Source organism: Denitraticella aggregata, from assembly GCF_048158365.1.
Taxonomy (GTDB): Bacteria; Pseudomonadota; Gammaproteobacteria; order Burkholderiales; family Rhodocyclaceae; genus Azoarcus_F.
Genome location: NZ_JBLLNL010000018.1, coordinates 1 through 17,042, shown reverse-complemented (window position 1 = coordinate 17,042; position 17,042 = coordinate 1). Strand labels below are relative to the sequence as shown.

At 64.8% G+C, this 17,042-nt stretch carries 18 protein-coding genes; 6 read left to right on the top strand and 12 right to left on the bottom strand.

The annotated features are described in order from the left end of the window. Window positions 1-6: 6 nt before the first annotated feature. Entirely contained in the window at window positions 7-144 is a 138-nt protein-coding gene (locus ACKVEX_RS15740; protein WP_473216690.1) for a hypothetical protein, read from the top strand. Window positions 145-412: 268 nt separating this feature from the next. Here the strand turns inward: ACKVEX_RS15740 and ACKVEX_RS15735 are convergent, their stop codons facing one another. Beyond that, window positions 413-1,822 (bottom strand): TonB-dependent receptor, encoded by a 1,410-nt coding sequence (locus tag ACKVEX_RS15735; protein WP_473216689.1) that lies wholly within the window; start codon window positions 1,820-1,822, stop codon window positions 413-415. A 124-nt stretch (window positions 1,823-1,946) separates the two neighbouring features. Between ACKVEX_RS15735 and ACKVEX_RS15730 the strand changes: the two genes are divergently transcribed. Further along, complete coding sequence (locus tag ACKVEX_RS15730; RefSeq protein ID WP_473216688.1) at window positions 1,947-2,888, top strand: MBL fold metallo-hydrolase; 942 nt, start codon at window positions 1,947-1,949, stop codon at window positions 2,886-2,888. Window positions 2,889-3,038: 150 nt separating this feature from the next. Here ACKVEX_RS15730 and ACKVEX_RS15725 read toward each other — a convergent pair whose 3' ends face one another. Together ACKVEX_RS15725 and ACKVEX_RS15720 are read right to left on the bottom strand one after the other, a co-directional pair. Then, complete coding sequence (locus ACKVEX_RS15725) at window positions 3,039-4,253, bottom strand: toxic anion resistance protein (protein ID WP_473216687.1); 1,215 nt, start codon at window positions 4,251-4,253, stop codon at window positions 3,039-3,041. 31 nt (window positions 4,254-4,284) lie between these two features. Further along, the gene (locus tag ACKVEX_RS15720) at window positions 4,285-5,226 is read right to left on the bottom strand and encodes a cobyrinic acid a,c-diamide synthase (RefSeq protein WP_473216686.1); all 942 of its coding nucleotides are present in this window, start codon (window positions 5,224-5,226) and stop codon (window positions 4,285-4,287) included. A 352-nt stretch (window positions 5,227-5,578) separates the two neighbouring features. On the opposite strand from ACKVEX_RS15720, the gene ACKVEX_RS15715 reads away from it, so the two are divergent. Continuing rightward, window positions 5,579-5,782: a heavy-metal-associated domain-containing protein gene (locus ACKVEX_RS15715; protein ID WP_473216685.1), complete on the top strand. Its 204-nt coding sequence runs from the start codon at window positions 5,579-5,581 to the stop codon at window positions 5,780-5,782. Between the two features lie 56 nt (window positions 5,783-5,838). On the opposite strand, the gene ACKVEX_RS15710 is transcribed toward ACKVEX_RS15715, so the two are convergent. Continuing rightward, window positions 5,839-6,387, bottom strand: a complete 549-nt coding sequence (locus ACKVEX_RS15710) for a phosphate-starvation-inducible PsiE family protein (protein WP_473216684.1) — start codon at window positions 6,385-6,387, stop codon at window positions 5,839-5,841. 304 nt (window positions 6,388-6,691) lie between these two features. Further along, window positions 6,692-7,117: a TerB family tellurite resistance protein gene (locus ACKVEX_RS15705; RefSeq protein ID WP_473216683.1), complete on the bottom strand. Its 426-nt coding sequence runs from the start codon at window positions 7,115-7,117 to the stop codon at window positions 6,692-6,694. A 120-nt stretch (window positions 7,118-7,237) separates the two neighbouring features. On the opposite strand from ACKVEX_RS15705, the gene ACKVEX_RS15700 reads away from it, so the two are divergent. Then, window positions 7,238-8,185 carry a LysR family transcriptional regulator gene (locus tag ACKVEX_RS15700; protein WP_473216682.1) on the top strand — a complete coding sequence of 316 codons (948 nt, stop codon included), beginning with the start codon at window positions 7,238-7,240 and terminating at the stop codon, window positions 8,183-8,185. On the opposite strand, the gene ACKVEX_RS15695 is transcribed toward ACKVEX_RS15700, so the two are convergent. The 3 genes from ACKVEX_RS15695 to ACKVEX_RS15685 all read right to left on the bottom strand — a co-directional run bounded on the left by ACKVEX_RS15695 (window position 8,103) and on the right by ACKVEX_RS15685 (window position 10,597). Then, window positions 8,103-9,533, bottom strand: coding sequence for an exonuclease domain-containing protein (locus ACKVEX_RS15695; RefSeq protein WP_473216681.1), 1,431 nt, complete (start codon window positions 9,531-9,533; stop codon window positions 8,103-8,105). The two genes, ACKVEX_RS15700 and ACKVEX_RS15695, sit on opposite strands and share 83 nt — an antisense overlap. A 99-nt stretch (window positions 9,534-9,632) precedes the next feature. Further along, entirely contained in the window at window positions 9,633-10,085 is a 453-nt protein-coding gene (locus ACKVEX_RS15690; RefSeq protein ID WP_473216680.1) for a PAS domain-containing protein, read from the bottom strand. A 62-nt stretch (window positions 10,086-10,147) separates the two neighbouring features. Beyond that, entirely contained in the window at window positions 10,148-10,597 is a 450-nt protein-coding gene (locus tag ACKVEX_RS15685; protein WP_473216679.1) for an SRPBCC family protein, read from the bottom strand. Window positions 10,598-10,715: 118 nt separating this feature from the next. On the opposite strand from ACKVEX_RS15685, the gene ACKVEX_RS15680 reads away from it, so the two are divergent. After that, window positions 10,716-11,735 (top strand): class I SAM-dependent rRNA methyltransferase, encoded by a 1,020-nt coding sequence (locus ACKVEX_RS15680; RefSeq protein WP_473216678.1) that lies wholly within the window; start codon window positions 10,716-10,718, stop codon window positions 11,733-11,735. A gap of 61 nt (window positions 11,736-11,796) precedes the next feature. Here the strand turns inward: ACKVEX_RS15680 and ACKVEX_RS15675 are convergent, their stop codons facing one another. The 4 genes from ACKVEX_RS15675 to ACKVEX_RS15660 all read right to left on the bottom strand — a co-directional run bounded on the left by ACKVEX_RS15675 (window position 11,797) and on the right by ACKVEX_RS15660 (window position 16,536). Continuing rightward, window positions 11,797-13,098 carry an FAD-binding domain-containing protein gene (locus tag ACKVEX_RS15675; RefSeq protein WP_473216677.1) on the bottom strand — a complete coding sequence of 434 codons (1,302 nt, stop codon included), beginning with the start codon at window positions 13,096-13,098 and terminating at the stop codon, window positions 11,797-11,799. Between the two features lie 133 nt (window positions 13,099-13,231). Continuing rightward, complete coding sequence (locus ACKVEX_RS15670) at window positions 13,232-13,933, bottom strand: SDR family oxidoreductase (protein ID WP_473216676.1); 702 nt, start codon at window positions 13,931-13,933, stop codon at window positions 13,232-13,234. 11 nt (window positions 13,934-13,944) lie between these two features. Continuing rightward, window positions 13,945-15,261 carry an enoyl ACP reductase FabMG family protein gene (locus tag ACKVEX_RS15665; RefSeq protein WP_473216675.1) on the bottom strand — a complete coding sequence of 439 codons (1,317 nt, stop codon included), beginning with the start codon at window positions 15,259-15,261 and terminating at the stop codon, window positions 13,945-13,947. Window positions 15,262-15,450: 189 nt separating this feature from the next. Beyond that, entirely contained in the window at window positions 15,451-16,536 is a 1,086-nt protein-coding gene (locus ACKVEX_RS15660; protein ID WP_473216674.1) for a calcium:cation antiporter, read from the bottom strand. Between the two features lie 294 nt (window positions 16,537-16,830). Between ACKVEX_RS15660 and ACKVEX_RS15655 the strand changes: the two genes are divergently transcribed. Then, window positions 16,831-17,042, top strand: a 212-nt coding sequence (locus tag ACKVEX_RS15655; RefSeq protein WP_473216673.1) for an HVO_A0114 family putative DNA-binding protein, incomplete at its 3' end; no start/stop codon positions are given.

Genomic DNA, 17,042 nt, shown 5'->3' with positions numbered 1-17,042 from the left:
GCGCCGATGTTAGCGCGAATCGTCGCGCACCGCCTGCACTCGGGTAAGATCCGACGCGATCGCCATCGCCCACCGATCCAGGTGCAGGTCAAGGTCATGAGCCAGCACTGGAAACTGCTCGATACGGTCGGCATGTCGGTGTAGATCGCGTGGAGAGACAGCGTCGCAAGCGTACCGCGGGCCAGCGCCGACTGGGTCGCGCGGCTGTCGCAGGCCCAGGCCGACATGACCCGGGAATCGGCGGAGGCGGCCCGGGCCGCGGGCGATGGCGAGGGTGGGTTCGGATTCGGCCTGGTGATCATGTTGATGGGCTGGTCCATACCGGGCGGCGCGAACACGTCATCGGCGCATGGCGCGATTCCGGGCAGCATCGATCGGGGTTGCGGAGCGGTCGGCTCGACCGGTCGCTCCGTCATTCGGTGTCGTAACCCAGCAGCCGGCGCCCGATCACCGCCGACGCGACGCTGTCCGGTACGTCCTCTTCCCAGCGGCCGCGTCCCTTGCGCAGACCGGACAGGACCTCGCTGACATCGATGTGCAACACTCCCTCGTCGTAATGTTCGATCCCGACCAGTTTGCCGTTGTCGACCAGGTGCGCGAGCAGGTGACGCAGGTGCCGCGGCACCTGTACCGTGTCCAGCGTGACCAGCTCGCTCTCGCCGCGGGGGCGCGACGGATAGGTATAGACATGGGTGTTGTCCGGGAAGAGCTTGCCGAAGGCCTCCAGCATGCCGCCTTCCAGGCCCTCGTAGTATTTCTCGTCGAACAGCGCTTCGAAATCACGCACGCTGAGCACGATGCCGATCGGCTTCTGCGTGTAGCGCCGCAGGTAGGCGCGCAGGCGGAAGAAGCGCACATAGTCCGAGATCATGACCGTGTAGCCGAGCGACGCGAGCAGGTCGACCCGCGCCAGGAAGTCGGCGTTGTCCACGTTGTCGCCGGACACCAGCGAGTTCATCGTGATCTCGGCCAGCGCCATAGTGTTCGATTCCTCGACCCCCTCGATCTGGCCAAACTGCCGCAGTCCGGCACTCATCATGTCCACGTTCACCCGGGTCACCGGTTTGAAGCTGCCGCGGATGACCAGCACCGGCTTGCGGTGGAAGAGTTCGCCCGGCACCACCACCTCGCCATCCGGATTGAAGATGACTGCGCGGGTCAGCCAGCTGCGGATCAGGTGCAGGTTCATCAGCCGGTTCTCGACCTCCTCGAAGTACGGACCGGCGAAATGGATCAGGTCCACCTCGATGCGGTCCGAACCCAGCCCGTCGGCCAGCGCCTCGATGATCCACTCCGGATGGGTGTGATAGAAGAATGCGGCGTGGATCAGGTTCACGCCGAGGATGCCGAGCGCCTCGGACTGCATCGCATTATCGTTGTCCAGCATGCGCACATGCATCACGATGTCACTCGGCGCCGCACCCGGATGCAGTTGAACCCGCAGCCCGATCCAGCCGTGGCACTCGTTCTGCTGCTTGAAGCTGCGCGCGGTCACGGTGGCGGCGTAGGCGAAGAAGGTGGTGTTGCGCGAACGCACCTTGGACAGTCGGCTGACCACCTGGTCGAATTCCTTCTCCAGCATCTGCATCAGGCGGGCACGGCTGACATAGCGATCCACGGGCCCGTAGATGTCGTCGCTGACCGCCATGTCGTAGGCCGACATGGTCTTCGCGATCGTGCCCGCCGCCGCGCCCACATGGAAGAAGCGCCGCGCGACCTCCTGTCCGGCTCCGATCTCGACGATGGAGCCGTACTTGAACTTGTCGAGGTTGATCTTGAGAGCTTTCTGGTCGGTGGTCAGGGTCGTGTCGCGCTTGGTCATGTTCCGGCTCCGTCAGCTAGGCGTCTATGATAACGCAGCCCCCGCAGGCTGTTGCTGTGGCGCAAATCGACTGAATACACTGAATTTGTTAGCATATCCATATATAAGCATAAGTGGAGAAAAAATGCAGACGATTCTGATGCGCATCGCAGCGCTTCTGTTGCTCCTTGTCCCGCCGCTGGCGGCGGCGGTTGACATGACACCGGTCCGGATTTCCGAGCATTCCTGGTATGTCGCCGGAAAGCCGGGCATGGCATCGTCTGCCAACGAGGGATTCATGTCGAATGCCGGTTTCGTGATCACCGATGACGGCGTCGTGGTGTTCGATGCGCTGGGCACACCCGCGCTGGGCGCGCAACTGATCGCCGAGATCGGCAAGCTCACCGATCGGCCCATCCGCAAGATCGTCGTCAGTCACTATCACGCGGACCACTACTACGGGCTTCAGGCCTTCCAGGATGCCGGCATCGAGATATGGGCGCATCGACTCGGCGAGGACGTGCCGAATTCCGACCTCGCACAGCAGCGGCTCGCGCAACGCCGCGCCGACCTGTTTCCGTTCGTGGACGAGAACACCCGTCTGGTGCCGGCGGACCGCTGGTTCGACGGCGACACGCACTTCGAACTCGGCGGCCTGAGCTTTCGCATCCTGCACGTCGGTCCGGCCCATTCGCCCGAGGATCTGGTGCTCGAGGTGGTCGAGGACGAGGTCCTGTTCGCCGGCGACATGCTGTTCCGCGGCCGCATCCCGTTCGTCGGCGGCGCCGACACCGAACGCTGGCTGGTTGCGCTGGAAGCGCTGATCGAGCTGAATCCGGCGGTGCTGGTGCCTGGCCACGGACCGGCGTCGACCGACCCGCAGGCCGATCTGAACATGACCCGGGACTATCTGAAGTTTCTGCGGAACGCGATGGGCGAGGCGGTCGCCGACCTCAAGTCCTTCGACGAAGCCTACGACGAGACCGACTGGAGCGACTGGCAGAAGCTTCCCGCCTTCCGCGAGGCCAACCGCCTGAACGCATACAACGTGTTCCTGCAGATGGAGGCGGGCGCGCTGCAGCGCTGAGCCGGAACGCGCATCGGCAGTCAGCTGCCCTCGGCTTTCGCGCATATGGGGTCCGACCACGAGGGCCATCGTGGTCATCCAGGCCAATGCGGTGGTCATCCGCCCAACGCGACCGGTCTGCCCCGCCCCACCGAGTCGCGTGCCGACGCGTCAGGAAGTCCTGTCGCTCGGCGGGGACTCGAGGCGCTGACCGCTCTGCGCCGCGTTGCCCTCGTCGAGTCGTGCGATTGCGGCGTCGCCGCGGGTCGCCAGTTCAGTCAGCCGGTCGATCTGCTCGTCCAGCTTCGGCAGGGCCTCGCGGCGGTAGCGGGACACTTCGTCGATCGCGCCGATGACATCGGTGAAAGCCGACTCGAGTTTCTCCATGTCGAGCACGGTCGAGGACGCGCGGGTCTGGATCTCGACGCCCTGCGTGCGCAGGGCCTTGGCCGTGCCGGCGATCAGGTCGGACGTGGTCGTGTTGAGCGCCTCGATGCGGTCCAGCACCAGGCGCTGGTTGGCCAGCGCCAGCGCGGTGGTGACCGCGACGTTGAGCGCCGACACGGTGACGTTGAGCGCACGATCGACACCACGGACCAGCTCGCGGTTGTTGCGGATCACCACCTCGAGCGCGAGCACGCCCTGCTGGCTTACCGCGAGCTGCTGCTGCAGATCCAGGATGCGCTGACGCAGCGGGAACAGCAACTCCTCCTCGATGAAGGCGCGTTGTGCGTCCTGGATGCTGAGCTTCATCGCTGCGCTCACCAGACGCGCGTCGATCAGCCGGCCGAGTTCGATCTGACGGCGCAACTGCACGATCAGCCCGCGCAGCACTTCCTGGTCGTCGGCCAGCGTGACGTTGTCACGACGCAGCATGTCGCTGCCCGATTCCAGGTCGCGAATGATCGCGTCCAGCGCCTCCTGGGTGCTCTCGAACTTGTGGAAATAGCGCTGCATGCGGTTGCCGACACCGGGGATGAAGGACAGTGCGCGCGCGACGCCACCGGTCGACAGTTCGTGTCGCTGCGGATCGAGATCCTGCATCTTGCCCCGCAGTTCGATCAGGGCCTTCGCGACCGGGCCGCCCTCGTCGCCCTGGTGCGCGAGCTTGCGTATCGGCGTCTGCAGCATCGCGCTGCGGTGCGCGGCCTGACGCTGGATCTCGATGCCCATGCCGTCGATGGCCTGACGCTGGCGCTGCACGTTCGGGTCCGCCTCGGCCACCGCCAGCACGTCGCGCACGAACACGTCGGCCATCTGAGCGAGCTCGGGGTCCTCGGCAGGGGGGGAGAGCGAGGCCTCCACTTCCCGCTCGATCTCGGGTATCGGCGGCAGCGACAGGCTGAGCGGGGAGGAAGGGGAGTCGCTTCGGTTCGGTTGGCTCATGGCGGTCTCTCCGCAAAAGGGTCGGGTGGTTTCAGGTATTTCGACTGTAGGACGGCGCGCGGTCCACGAAGCGACGCAGGTCTCGCAGGGCCTGTTCGGCCGTGACTGCGGCCAGGGGCCGCGACGTCTCGACCGCAGACACCGCGACCGCGGTATCGTCGAGCGCGGTCAACGCGGCCTCGATGCCGCCGCCGAGCTCGCGCAACCGACGCTCGGTATCATCCACCAGCTGCAGACGGCGCGCGAGCGCCTCGGCCTCCTCCAGTGCAAGGGCGTCGTGATGGTGCTCCAGCCGCCGACGCACGAAGTCCGCGTCGATGCCGGCGATGCCGTGCGCCAGCGACGCCATCGCGTCAAGCTGGTCGAGCACGCCGCGGCAGACCTCCGCAACCAGCCCCGACGCGCGTTCGAAGGCCATCTCGCGGCGGTCGAACTTGGACGCGATGACCTCCCTGACATGGGCATAGCGGGAGTAGATGCGGTCGGCCCCCATCGCCAGGTCCGGTCGTCGCGCATCGAGCAGCCGTTGCTTGGCCGCGCACAAGCCAGTCACGATGTCATCCGCATCGGCCGGGGGATGGGCCGGATCGAGCACCCGCAGTCCCGACTCGCGCTCTTCGCGCTCCAGCGTCGCACGTTGCCGGGCAGCGATGCGATCGCGTTCCGCGTCGCGACGACGCGCGTCCGCCGCGGCCCGCCAGCGTCGCCAGCGCCGCTCGACGAAGAGGTCGGCCGGCACCGCGAGCAGGCCGGCCAGCCAGCCGGCGAGACTCGGCTCGAAGCCGCCCCACAGCGATGTGATCCACGTCAGGAACACGACGAAGGGGATGATGAACCCGTAGCGCAGGAAGACCTGCCAGCGCCGCGGCGGGTCGTTCGGAACCGCCAGGCGCGGGTTGACCATGCCCGCGATGAACCAGGGCATGCAGGATACGAACAGGCCGTACGCGAAGCCTTGCAGAAAACCGAACATCTCTCGGGCCACCCTGAACGGCAGAGGCCGTCGCGCGCTCGCGCCGGCCTCTGCAGAAGCTGTTTGATCAAAACGCTATTCTGACCCGAGTCGCGGACAAAGGTGCGGATTTGATGACCCGCCGTGGACCCCGGACTTCGTCGGAGCCGCGACGGATGCTCGAAACGCGGTGTTCCGGTCGTCGTCGGACGACCAGCACCGAATTCCGGGGATTCTTATGGTCGATGTCGCGCGGGCCGACCAGGGCGCGTTGAACCGCGCGTGCTGAAACCGCAGCTGCCGGGTATCGACCGGATCGGCGACAGGCCCTATCATTGCGGCCGAACCCATTAACCGATTCATGGAGTTGTCCATGCCAAGCAGCGAGTTCAAGGTCATCGGCATGAAAGACGAACAGTGCCTGCGCCTGGTGATGAACGCGATCCAGGATCTGCCCGGCATCGTGCACGCGGAAGTGTCGCTGGAGACCGGCGACGCGGTGGTCGAGCACAGTGCGTTCGTGTCCGAGGGCGATGTGAGGGCGATCGTCGAGGAGGCCGGTTACCAGACCGCCTGACCGGTGATCGCAGTCGGAATGGATCCGGCTGCGCCTGAAAAATGGACGGCGGCGGGTCAGGTGGCCGGTTGGCGTGCCGCGCGGGCGCCGAACCGGGATGCCGACACCGCGGCGGCGACCGCGAGCAGTTGCAGGACTGCGACCGTGGCGAGCACGGTGGTGAAGGCCGCCGCGTCCATCATCGGGCCGAAGACCAGCGGCGAGATCGCGAGACCGGCGTCCAGGCCCGAATACACCATGCCGTAGATACGGCCGTAGGCGGATGCGCCGAACCGGCTGGCGGCCACGCGTCTGACCAGGATGTCGCGCGACGGGCCGGCCAGCCCGCCGCAAAAACCGATCGCGCCGAAGGCCATGGTCATGAACAGGAAGAACAGGAAGCACAGCCACACCGCGTTGACCTGCAGAAAGGCTAGCGACGACGTCCGCGGGCCGGTTTCGTCCCGCGCCAGTTCGCTGAAGTCGAGCACGATCACCTTTCGCGCGATCGCCATCAGTGCGGTCGCGATCACCAGTTTTACGTGAATGACTTCGTCGCGAAGATAAAGCGTTATGTTGGCAAAGATCTCGATCGCGATCAGTACGGCCAGAAAGGCCGCGAACACGACGAAAATGTCGTTCAGGTCGAGAGCAGCACGGGCGGGCTGGACAGGCGCTCGAGCAGCACCAGCACCACGTCGGCCACGCACCAGTAGATGACCAGCACCATCAACACGGCCAGCAAGCGGATCGCAAACCGGATCGCGCAGTTCAGCGACCCAATGAGCCGGTAGGGTCATTGGTGTCGAGATGGTTGTCCTTGTCCTGATCCTTCTGCGATTGCGGCTCGGGTGTGCGCGTGGCCATGCTGCGCCTCCTTGTGAGGGTGCGGGGTTGCGGCGACCACAGTATGCCGCAACCCCGGCAGCCTCACGAGGGTTGTTGCGGCCGTAGCCGGACCGGCCAACTGGCCTGCATGCCCCAGAGCGCGACCGCTCGGGAAAGCACCTGGCGTTCGCCGTCGCTGAGGCAGCCGTCCGCGATCGCGATCTCGACGATGGAGCGCAACAGCAGGCGCTGGCTGTGCGGGTTCCTGACTTCGTCGAGCAGCGCGTCGATCAGATCGGGCGATAATTGACGGTTGAGGGCGTCGAAATAGCCTACGCTCTGTTCCACGTCCTCGCAGAATTCGCGCAGTACGGCCTCGAACGCATGCTGGTCGATGCCGATCTGCTCCAGCGCCCCCATTCTGTGCAAGCAGTCGAACTCGGACTTGTCCGGCGCGCCGTCCGCCATCAGTGCAAGCGATAGTACCCGCGCCGCTGCATGGGCGCTGTCGGTTTCATAGTGCCGCATCGTTCTTCCTCCAATAGCGATCACCCGATTGGTGAGGCCTCAGCATACGCGGCGCCACAGTGTCGAAAAAGTCGATTTATATGCTATAAAGGATCGAAAAAATAGAGGCTATGGAAACCGATGGACCAACTCAACTTCAAGCATTTGCGCTACTTCTGGGCTGTCGCTAAATCGGGCAGCGTGGCCCGCGCGAGCGAGCAGCTGCACCTGACGCCCCACGCGGTCAGTGGCCAGATCGGCCAGCTCGAGGAGGCCCTCGGCGTGGCCTTGTTCAAGCGGGTCGGCCGGCGTCTGGTGCTGACCGACAGCGGCGAGCGCATTCTGGGCCTGGCCGAGGAGATCTTTTCGCTGGGCAGCGAGATCGTCGAACTGCTGCGCGACCCGGCCGAGCGGCAGGCACCCCGGCTCCGCGTCGGCGTGTGCGACTCGGTGCCGAAATCGGTCACCTCGCGTTTGCTCGGATCCGCGCTGACGGGCCCGACACCGGTGCGCCTGGTGTGTCGCGAGGGACGGCTGGCTGGGCTGCTCGGCGACCTTGCGCTGCACCGGCTCGATGCGGTGATCGCCGACCGACCCGTGCCGCAGGATCTCAGCGTGCGCGCCTATACGCACCTGCTCGGCGAGAGTGCGCTGTCCGTGTTCGGCGCACCATCCCTCGTCGATCGCCATGGAGATACCTTCCCGGTCTGTTTGGACGGGGCACCGTTTCTGATGCCGGGCGAGGACGTCGCCTTTCGTGGCGAACTGACCCGTTGGTTCGCGCGCCGGCGCATCCGGCCGCAGGTGGTCGCCGAGTGCGACGACCTGGCCTTGCTCAAGGCCTTCGGCCAGGAGGGTGCGGGATTCTTCGTCGCGCCGAGCGCGATCGGGCCGTTCATCTGCGATCAGTACGGCGTCGTGAGGGTCGGTGAGGTGCCCGAGGTCAGGGAGCAGGTATTCCTGATCACGACCGGCCGGCGCATCGTGGAGCCGGTGTTGCAGGAGATCAGTCGCAAAGCGGCACGCGAGGTGTTTCCTGCGCCGCCGGACGGCTCAGCGGCAGCACGTCGGCGCCGCGCACCCCCTTGACCAGCAACTTGTACAGATCGAGATCGAAGGCCGGGCGGCCGGCGCTCAGGCACTCGGCCAGTTCGGCTTCGTCCCGCGCGCAGCCGAGGTAGCGCCAGCCGTCGATGACATGGATCACGTCGCCTTCGCGCAGACCGACCGGTCCGGCGTACGGCCAGGATTCCACCTTCAGTGCCGCCAGCGCCTCCATCAGGCGCAGGTCGTGGGCGAGCCGGGCTTCATGACCGTCACAGGCGCCCTTGCAGCGCTTGAGCTGGAAGTTGAAGCAGCGGCCGGGTGTCTCCCGCTTCTCCAGCCCCAGCAACGGCGGGCACAGCGCGTGATCCCGTGCAATCGCGCGCAGACGGCTGGTTGCTTCGCGTCGGCTGCGGAAGATGCCGTACAGCCGGTCCTGGCTGCCCGGGTCCAGGTCGTCGCCGGAAACGAGCTCGAGCCGCCAGTCACCGAGCAGGTCCGGGTGCAGCCGCCACGCGCACAGGTCGCGATTGCGCCGCAGGGCCCGGTTGTGGGTCGGTTGGCGCGATTTGATCAGTTCGGCCTCCAGGATCAGTGCGCCCAACTCGCCCGCGGTCGGCATCGCGTCGATGCGCCGTACCTGCTGGCTCAGGCTGAGCTCGCGATCGCTGGTGTGATCGGCCGAGAAATGCGACAGCACGCGGGTGCGCACATGCCTGCTCTTGCCGATGTAAAGCGGCAACTCGCCTTCGCCGTAGAACAGATACACGCCCGGTCCGTCCGGCAGTCGGTCGATCTCCGCCGGGTCCAGGTGCGGTGGCAGTGCCGGACGACCGGTCAGTTCGCGCACCGTTGCGGCGATGACGCCCGACGGGAAACGCTCGTGCAAGCGCTGCCAGAACTGCCACAACAGTGCCGCATCGCCGAGTGCACGGTGGCGTTCGCTGACCAACAGGCCGTGGCGCGCGATCAGGTGATCCAGGCCGTGGCGCCGCTGCTCGGGAAACAGGCGTCGCGACAGTTTCACTGTGCACAGCACACGCGGCCGGATGTCCATGCCGATGCGGCGGAAGGCAGCACGCAGATGACCGTGATCGAAACGGGCATTGTGGGCGACGAACAGACGCCCTTCCAGCCGGTCGAAAAGCTCGTCGGCGATCTGGGCGAAACGCGGCGCATCCGCGACCATGTCGTTGGAGATGCCGGTCAGCCGCTGGATGTGCTCCGGGATGCGCATCTCGGGACGAACCAGCGTGCTCCATTCACGCACGCCGTCTTCATCCACCTCTACTATGCCGATCTCGGTGATCGAGTCGCGCTGCGTGGGGCCGCCGGTGGTCTCGATGTCGACGAAGGCAATCCCGTCGTTCACAAGGGCGGTGGAATGCTTCAAGGCGATGGTCGTAACCGCGTCGCCAGGCCTGCCTGAGACACGCATGGCCCGACCCGGTGTCGCGCCGGATTGGCCGGCGGCCGGGCCCGGGTGAAGGAATCAGTGGTCACCGCGCATCTCCAGTTCGAGCGTCAGCTTCTCGATCTCGGCCCGCGCCAGAACCTGTTCGGTCACGTCGTACTGCACGCCGAGGTAGTAGATGACGCGCCCCTGCGGGTCCACCAGCGGCCGGATCGACAAGCGGTTGTGAAACGGCTCGCCGGACTTGCGGTAATTCAGCAAGGTCACGGTACACGCTTCATGCCGGCTCAGCGCCCGGCGAATCGTGTCCAGCGCCACCGGGTCGCAGTCCTCCCGGTGCAGGAAGCGGCAGTTGCGGCCGATGATCTCGTCCTGGGCATAGCCGGTGATCTGCTCGAAGGCCTTGTTCGCGTAGATGACCGGGTTGTCCGGCAGGTCCGGGTCGGACAGCGTGACGCCATTGACGCAACTGTCCAGGATCTGGGTCAGCACGAACGGGATCAGCCCCTCATCCTTGTATATCGGAAGCATCCAAGCTCTCCATCAAATCTGCGCGCCGACGCGGCGTCGGCCTGAAAAACGCCAGGAAGACTTCATCGGCCGATCATGGCCCGCTCGATCAGCGAACCGAGCTTCCTCACGGTACGGGTCGTGCCGTCCTGAACCGCCAGTCGAATCAGTTTTTCGAAGGGTTTCATGCGCGCCTCGATCTGGGTCAGCTCGAAGGTGAAGGTGAGCCGGGTCGATCCACGCATATCCTCCAGATCGTAACAGGCACGATAGCCCGCGCTCACGCCGCTGAAACTGATCCGCCGGTTCGGGATCAACTCGCTCACCTCGAAGATCGACTCGGTTCGATGCCCCTTGTCCACCCGCACCTGCCTTGCCCTGAAACCTTCGCTTACCGGCCCGTCGCTCAGCGCCTCCAGCGAAACCACCTCTTCCGACCACCGCGGGTAGTTGCGCACGAAATCGTGCGCAACAAAGTGATAGACCTTGTCGATCCGTTCAAAGACCATCATCTCTGCCTTACATGAGATCATGTCGCAGCCCTTCCCCCGGATTGGCAGGGCCGATGCAAACCGCGATCCCCGCAACACAGGCAGTGACCGCGATCTGCCCGCAAGGTTTCCTACGAACATCGAACCAGGCAGCGCCCTCATGCCCACGTCCCATCCGACCCGGCTGCTCGAACATGCGTTTCAGGCCCGCGAGGCGCTGATCGTCGCGCTGTCCGCCGAGCACACCGATGCCTATCGGCTCTTCCACGGCAGTGTCGAGGGCATGCCCGGCGTGACCGTGGATCGCTACGGCGATCTGCTGCTGGTGCAGACTTTCCATCGGCCGCTTTCGGACGCCGAACTGGCCGGGATCGAGGCTTTCTACGCCGACGCATGTCCTGGATTGTCTCTCATCTGGAACGATCGCAGCGGGTCCAACTCGCGCATCGCCAATCCGCTCGGGTCGGAGCACCTCGCCATCGCTCAAAAGCCCCGCGTGTTCAACGAGATCGGCGTGCGCTACCGCTTTCAGGCGCGACATGCCGGGCAGGATCCGTGGCTGTTCCTGGACCTGCGCGCCGCACGCCGCCGTGTGATACGGGAGGCGGCCGGCAAGTCGCTGCTGAACGTGTTCGCCTATACCTGCGGCGTCGGCGTCGCGGCTGCCAGGGCCGGCGCGGCGTATGTGGTCAATGTCGATTTCGCCGAGTCCAGCCTGGAGGTCGGCAAGGACAACGCCCGCCTGAACGCTTTGCCGATACGGCTGCGCTTCGTGAAGAGCGATGCGTTCGCCGCGCTGCGTCAGTTCTCGGGCATCGGGCAGCCGAAGGTGGTGCGCGGCAAGCGCATGCCGCCGTTTCCGGAACTCGCGCCGCGCCGGTTCGACCTGGTCTTCGTGGATCCGCCCCGCTATGCGAAGAGCGCGTTCGGCGTCGTCGACCTGGTCAATGATTACGCGGCGGTGTTCAAGCCAGCCCTGCTCGCCACCGCCGAAGGCGGCACGCTGATCTGCTGCAACAACGTCGCGCAGGTCGCCCGTGACGCCTGGCTGGACCAGTTGATGCGCAGTGCGCGCAAGGTCGGCCGGGTCGTGCACGACGTCCAGTGGATCGTGCCGGAGGCGGACTTTCCGAGCCCGGACGGCAATCCGCCGCTGAAGGTCGCGTTGCTCAGGGTCTGATCGGCCGGAGTCCGACGGCCTGCGACGGACTACCGAGGCCGGCATCGGTGCCGTGCGGCGCTCACGCATGCAGTTTGCGCTGCGGTGCCCGTGGGTCCTGAAAGAGTTCGGGGCTGGATCGGCGCAGATGACGCAGATAGGCGCTGAACGAATCGACCCCGTCCGGTGCGGGTGGCAGAAATCCGGGGGTACTCTCGAGGCTGAGCGGCAGGTTCGCGAGTGCCGTGGCGTAGCCCGGATTCAATGTCGCCCTGGCGCTGACCTTTGCCGCGCGTGCCAGCACCGGTGCGAACTGGGCCAGGTCGCCGGTCCAGATCGCATCGCACAGGCGCGACATGCGGCGGACCACGAAGTCCCACCGCTTCGCGGACCACGGGAAGCGCGCATGGAAGGGCAGGTGGAAGACGCCGATGACCCTGTCCGCCTGCGGCCGCGGGCCGAGGCTCCACGGATGGACCAGCGCGACCCGCTGACCGCGGCTCAGCCGTTCGAAGTCGACCGGGGGCAGAAAGCGCTGCGTACGAGCCACCAGCCGCGGCACGTCGAGTGCCGCCTGCTGCACCCGATGACCGGATGTGCCGCCTGTCGCCTCCGGTGCCGCCGCGACACGGGCCAGATCCTCGTAGCTGCAATCGAGCAGCGATCCGGGCAAGGACAGATCGGGCGCAAAGCGCGCAACGTTCGCATCGTTGAACAGATAGGGTTTGGTGCTGAAGGTGCCGGCGACCCATTGCCACGACAAATGGTTGCTGGCCAGATCTCCGTCCAGCAGATGTCCGTACAGCCAGTCCGCACCCGCCCGCCAATGCACCTTGCGGATGTGCACGCAATAGCTCGCCAGCCACATGCGCTGGTGGTTGTGCAGGTAGCCGTGCGCATACAGCCGCGCAACCGTCCTGTCGATGACCGGAAGCCCCGTCCGGGCGCGCACGATGTCCGACGGCATCTCGTGCTGGTAGTCGATACCCGGCAGCACCGGGGCATGCATGTCCGACAGGATGCGGTCGCCATGGCGCCGCCACACATCATGGAAGAAGGCCCGCCACGAGAGCTCCATCAGAAGTTTGTCGTCCAGCGTCAGGCCTAAGCGGGATTGCCACATTGCCGCGACCTCGGCCTCACTCACCAGGCCATGCGTCAGATAAGGCGAAAGCGCGGTGACCGCGCCGTCCAGATGGTTGCGGGTGGTCGCGTAGCGCGCCGGATCGGCCGTCAACGCGCGGCGCAGGCCGGCAAACCGACTCGGCGCGAATTCGCGCTGGTCTCGATCCGCGCGGGTCTGCGCGTCGGCCTGACTGCAGCCTGACGACGCGATCGTCGCAAGGATCTGACGGGCCAAGGACTCGGGAAGTCTCTGGTTCATGTGTGGACCTTTGTTCTACTTTGTCTAGGACAATAATATGGAACAAAGTTCGAACGACCGCGAACCCGTCCGATGTCCTAAGCCGGGTTGCAGCGTTGGCACCTGAGTGGCCTGGCCGCGAGGATCGGGCCGATCACCAAGGAAGCGGACGACCGGCATAGTCGAAAAAACCGCCGCTGTCGTCCGGTTCGAGCCGGTCGATGACGTCGAGCAGTTGCGCGGCGGCCTGCGCGGGTGGGCGCACATCCAGTCCGTTTTTCGCGAACGGGCGCGACAGGCCGGTATCGGTGGTGCCGGGATGGAGCGACACGCAGATCGCGTGCGGCGCGCGGCGCCTCAGCTCGATCGCGGCGGTACGGACGAACTGGTTCAGCGCGGCCTTGGAGGCTCGATAGCCGTACCAGCCGCCCATGCGGTTGTCGCCGATACTGCCCACCTTGGCGGACAGTGTCGCGAATACCGACTTGCCGTCGCGCGCCAGCATGGGCAGGAAATGCTTCATCAGCAAGGCCGGCCCGATCGCGTTGATCGCGAACGCCTTGGCCAGGTGCGCCGGATCGAGTTGCTGCAGCCGCTTCTCGGGCGTGAAGCGCTGGTCATGCAGGAAACCGCTTGCGTCGAAGACCAGCCGCAGCGGCAGGCCCGTTTCACCGATCCACGCTGCGGCCGCCTCGATGCTGCCTTCATCGGTGAGTTCGATCGGGGGGTCGGTGAAGCGGCCGAGTCCGATCACGTGCGCATATCTGTCCGACGCGCGCAGTTGCGCGAGCACCGAGGCCCCGATGCCGCCGCCGGCACCGATCACGACGGCCAGACCGGGTGGTCGAGAAGACACTTCGCCCAGGCTCAGGCGTGGAGCTGATTCAGCTGCCGCGCGACGATGTCGTGATTGAGCCACAGGACCGGCCCCGAGGGCGCCGACGACTCGTGCAGGATCAGGTGGCCGGTGGCTTCGAGCACGAGGCTGCTGAGCAGGTCGGTGATCAGCGCCTGGCGGTCCTTGTGCAGCTGCACGATCTCGTCCGATGTGCCGATCGTCAGATCGGCCTGGGCCGGGCTGTTGGTCATCGGCCACGCCGCGAAGTCTCGGAACTCTCGCATCACGTCACTGCGCTGAAAATCGGCGGCCTTGCGCAGCACGTTCTCGAGCGTGACGCCATCGGCCAGAAGGTCGCGACACGCCTGCCACTGCGCGTTGGCCCAGTCACCGCCGTCTTCCTTCTTCAGCGCGTTCAGCAGCGAGATCAGCGGCAGCTCCACGCCGGCGAACACATCGGTCGAGTTGGTGCGGATCTCCGGGCAGTTGTAGACCGTCGCCTTGATGCCGTCGTCCCACGCCGCGCGGGCGATGCGCTCGAGTCGCAGCTTGGCCTGGCCCTGGGTGTAGTTGGGGTAGGTCTGCCACTGGTAGCGGTCGTCGATCAGGATCTCGGTGCCGTGATAGCCGTAGGCCGAATAGCGCACCTGGCCGCCGGCCCGTTCGATCCGCGCGCGGATCGCGGCACTGCCGTCGATCAGGTGCTGGAAGGTGTTGGCCGACACCTCGTCGAAGTTCTGCAGGATCAGCTTGCCCAGATCGCTGTCGAGCAGGGTCCGGGACGACATGAAGCGATCCCCTCGTCCCTTGTAGACGCGGTTGGCGATTGCGAGGAAGACCTTGGCCTTGGGGATGCCGCCGGCCATCGTATGCGCGAAGAACACGTTGCGACCGTCGCCGATCATGTCGTCGAGCGTCGCCATGACCTCGGCCACCGCATTCCTGAAGCGCTGGATGCCGACTTCCCGGCACTTGTCGATGTGCGCCCAGTCGAGCTTGTCGTCCATCCACGTCTTCAGCGTCAGGGCGCCAAGCAGATCGGTCGGCGTGGGCTCGCCGGCGGGTGCGTCCAGATCGAAGCCCGCCATCAGCGGCACGTTGATGATCCTGCCGCCCAGCCCGGACTCGGCCGCCGCCAGTTCGTCGTCGTTCAGCGGGCGCAGCGCGTTGTTCTCGTCGCGCCGCCCAACCGTGATGCCGACGATGTCCATGCCCGCGCGCCGCGCTTCGTTGACCAGGCCGCTGGCGTAGCCGCGCCCGAAAAGTTCGCCGAAAAGCACGAACACGTCGCCCTTGCGAAAGATGTTCGTCTGCGGGAGTTGCTCCAGAGAGGTCAGACCATTCATGTCGATGTGCGCCAGCAGTCAAGTTGGTCGAAGTTTAGTCGGAATTCCACCTTTGCAGGCATCCGGGCCTCTTCGGCGTAGTAGATCAGCCTCAAGTCCGAAAGAATCCTATGGCCTGTGCTCGTTCGCGGTGGCGGATCGCGCGGATGCGCAGCATGCTACGTCGCTATCAGCCTGTTGCGTCGGCGATCAAGGAACCGCTGCGATGGTCAGGTAAGCACCAAAGATGACCAAATGGACCGCACCCTGCAGGATGGTGGTGCGTCCCATGGCCAAGGTGATCGTCGAGATGAAGAGCGACAGAAGGAGCAAGACAATGTGTTCGCCCTCGAGCCCCAGCGCAAGCGGCTTCCCCATGAACAGGGTCAGCATTGCAACGACGGGGATGGTCAGGCAAATACTTGCCAGGGCGGATCCAAGCGCCAGGTTCAAGCTGGTCTGAAGCCTATTGTTGAATGCCGCGCGAATGGCTGCGGTGGCTTCCGGTAGTAATACGAGTATCGCGATCACCACCCCCACGATGGCGACGGGAAGACCGGCGTTGCTTACATTCATTTCAATAACCGGGGCGAGCAGTTCGGCCACGAGAATCACCGACACCAGCGCAGTGGGCAGCAGGATGCATGCCGCTACGAATTCTTTGTTGTCAGGCGTTGTTCGATGTGTCTCCTCCGCAAGCAGCTCAGTAAAGTCATCGCGATGGCTGATCATCTGAATCACGAGGAAAATCCCGTACAAAGACAAGGACACGACGGCAACGAAGACGAGTTGTGCTGGTGCATAGATTGGGCCAGGTACAGTCAAGGTAAAGTCAGGAAGTACAAGCGCGAGCACCGCAACGGTTGCGAGGACGGACAGCGCTGCAGTTGTACCTTGGGCCTTGAATTCCTGCTGTCGATAACGTAGCCCACCCACCAGCAAGGCCAGGCCAATAATCCCGTTGAGAGCAATCATGATTGCAGCGAAAACGGTATCGCGTGCGATCGTGATGATCTCGTCCTGCGAGCTCATGAGGACGGTCACGATGATTGAAACTTCAACGATCGTGACCGCGACTGCCAGTACGACGGTTCCGTAGGGGTTTCCAATGCGTAACGCGATCGTTTCTGCGTGGTGAACGGCAGAAAAGACATTGATGAACAGCAGGACCAGGAAGGGTAGCGCTGCCCAGACGATCAGCTCGCTCAACGCGGGTTGATGGAAGACGACGGCCAGAATGATGGATAACACCGGGAACGCGGCTGTCCAAAGCGGAAAGGTGTTGTGAGTTCTCATATGTTCTTTGAAAGTTGTGATGTTTCGCGAAATCGAGTAGTCATGCTGGTTTCAGCGCTCAAGTCAGCCCCTGTCCGGCGCAAGACCGGGCATCAGGGTTCGCCCACCCCCTTCGATACGCGTGACTGCCACTGCCACAGCGTGGCCCGACTGACGCCGAGTAACATCGCCGCATTGTAGCGATTACTTCCGATCTGGCATAACGCGGCGCCGGCCAGTGTGACGTGATTACGCCACTCATTTACGCACTTCTGTGACGACCGCATCATCAGCTTTGAAGACCCGGCTGATCTGATGAAGCTCATTACGACGGCTCGCCTGGCGCTGTTTCGTTCCGTGAAGGAGATGCCGGGATCGATCACTGAAATTTCAGAGCGGCTGCATCGCGATCGCAGCGCTGTGAAGCGGGATGTGGACGAACTGGAACGCGCCGGATTGGTGACGGTTGCCGAGAAGGTGCTACCTGGCCACGGACGCATGAAGGAAGTGCGAGCCACAGCCCTCCG

Bases quoted from the DNA above. Each gene is read 5' to 3' on its own strand.
- ACKVEX_RS15740 (WP_473216690.1), top strand. From the start codon at position 7: ATGTTAGCGCGAATCGTCGCGCACCGCCTGCACTCGGGTAAGATCCGA.
- ACKVEX_RS15735 (WP_473216689.1), bottom strand. From the start codon at position 1,822: ATGACCAAGCGCGACACGACCCTGACCACCGACCAGAAAGCTCTCAAG.
- ACKVEX_RS15730 (WP_473216688.1), top strand. From the start codon at position 1,947: ATGCAGACGATTCTGATGCGCATCGCAGCGCTTCTGTTGCTCCTTGTC.
- ACKVEX_RS15725 (WP_473216687.1), bottom strand. From the start codon at position 4,253: ATGAGCCAACCGAACCGAAGCGACTCCCCTTCCTCCCCGCTCAGCCTG.
- ACKVEX_RS15720 (WP_473216686.1), bottom strand. From the start codon at position 5,226: ATGTTCGGTTTTCTGCAAGGCTTCGCGTACGGCCTGTTCGTATCCTGC.
- ACKVEX_RS15715 (WP_473216685.1), top strand. From the start codon at position 5,579: ATGCCAAGCAGCGAGTTCAAGGTCATCGGCATGAAAGACGAACAGTGC.
- ACKVEX_RS15705 (WP_473216683.1), bottom strand. From the start codon at position 7,117: ATGCGGCACTATGAAACCGACAGCGCCCATGCAGCGGCGCGGGTACTA.
- ACKVEX_RS15700 (WP_473216682.1), top strand. From the start codon at position 7,238: ATGGACCAACTCAACTTCAAGCATTTGCGCTACTTCTGGGCTGTCGCT.
- ACKVEX_RS15690 (WP_473216680.1), bottom strand. From the start codon at position 10,085: ATGCTTCCGATATACAAGGATGAGGGGCTGATCCCGTTCGTGCTGACC.
- ACKVEX_RS15685 (WP_473216679.1), bottom strand. From the start codon at position 10,597: ATGATCTCATGTAAGGCAGAGATGATGGTCTTTGAACGGATCGACAAG.
- ACKVEX_RS15680 (WP_473216678.1), top strand. From the start codon at position 10,716: ATGCCCACGTCCCATCCGACCCGGCTGCTCGAACATGCGTTTCAGGCC.
- ACKVEX_RS15675 (WP_473216677.1), bottom strand. From the start codon at position 13,098: ATGAACCAGAGACTTCCCGAGTCCTTGGCCCGTCAGATCCTTGCGACG.
- ACKVEX_RS15665 (WP_473216675.1), bottom strand. From the start codon at position 15,261: ATGAATGGTCTGACCTCTCTGGAGCAACTCCCGCAGACGAACATCTTT.
- ACKVEX_RS15660 (WP_473216674.1), bottom strand. From the start codon at position 16,536: ATGAGAACTCACAACACCTTTCCGCTTTGGACAGCCGCGTTCCCGGTG.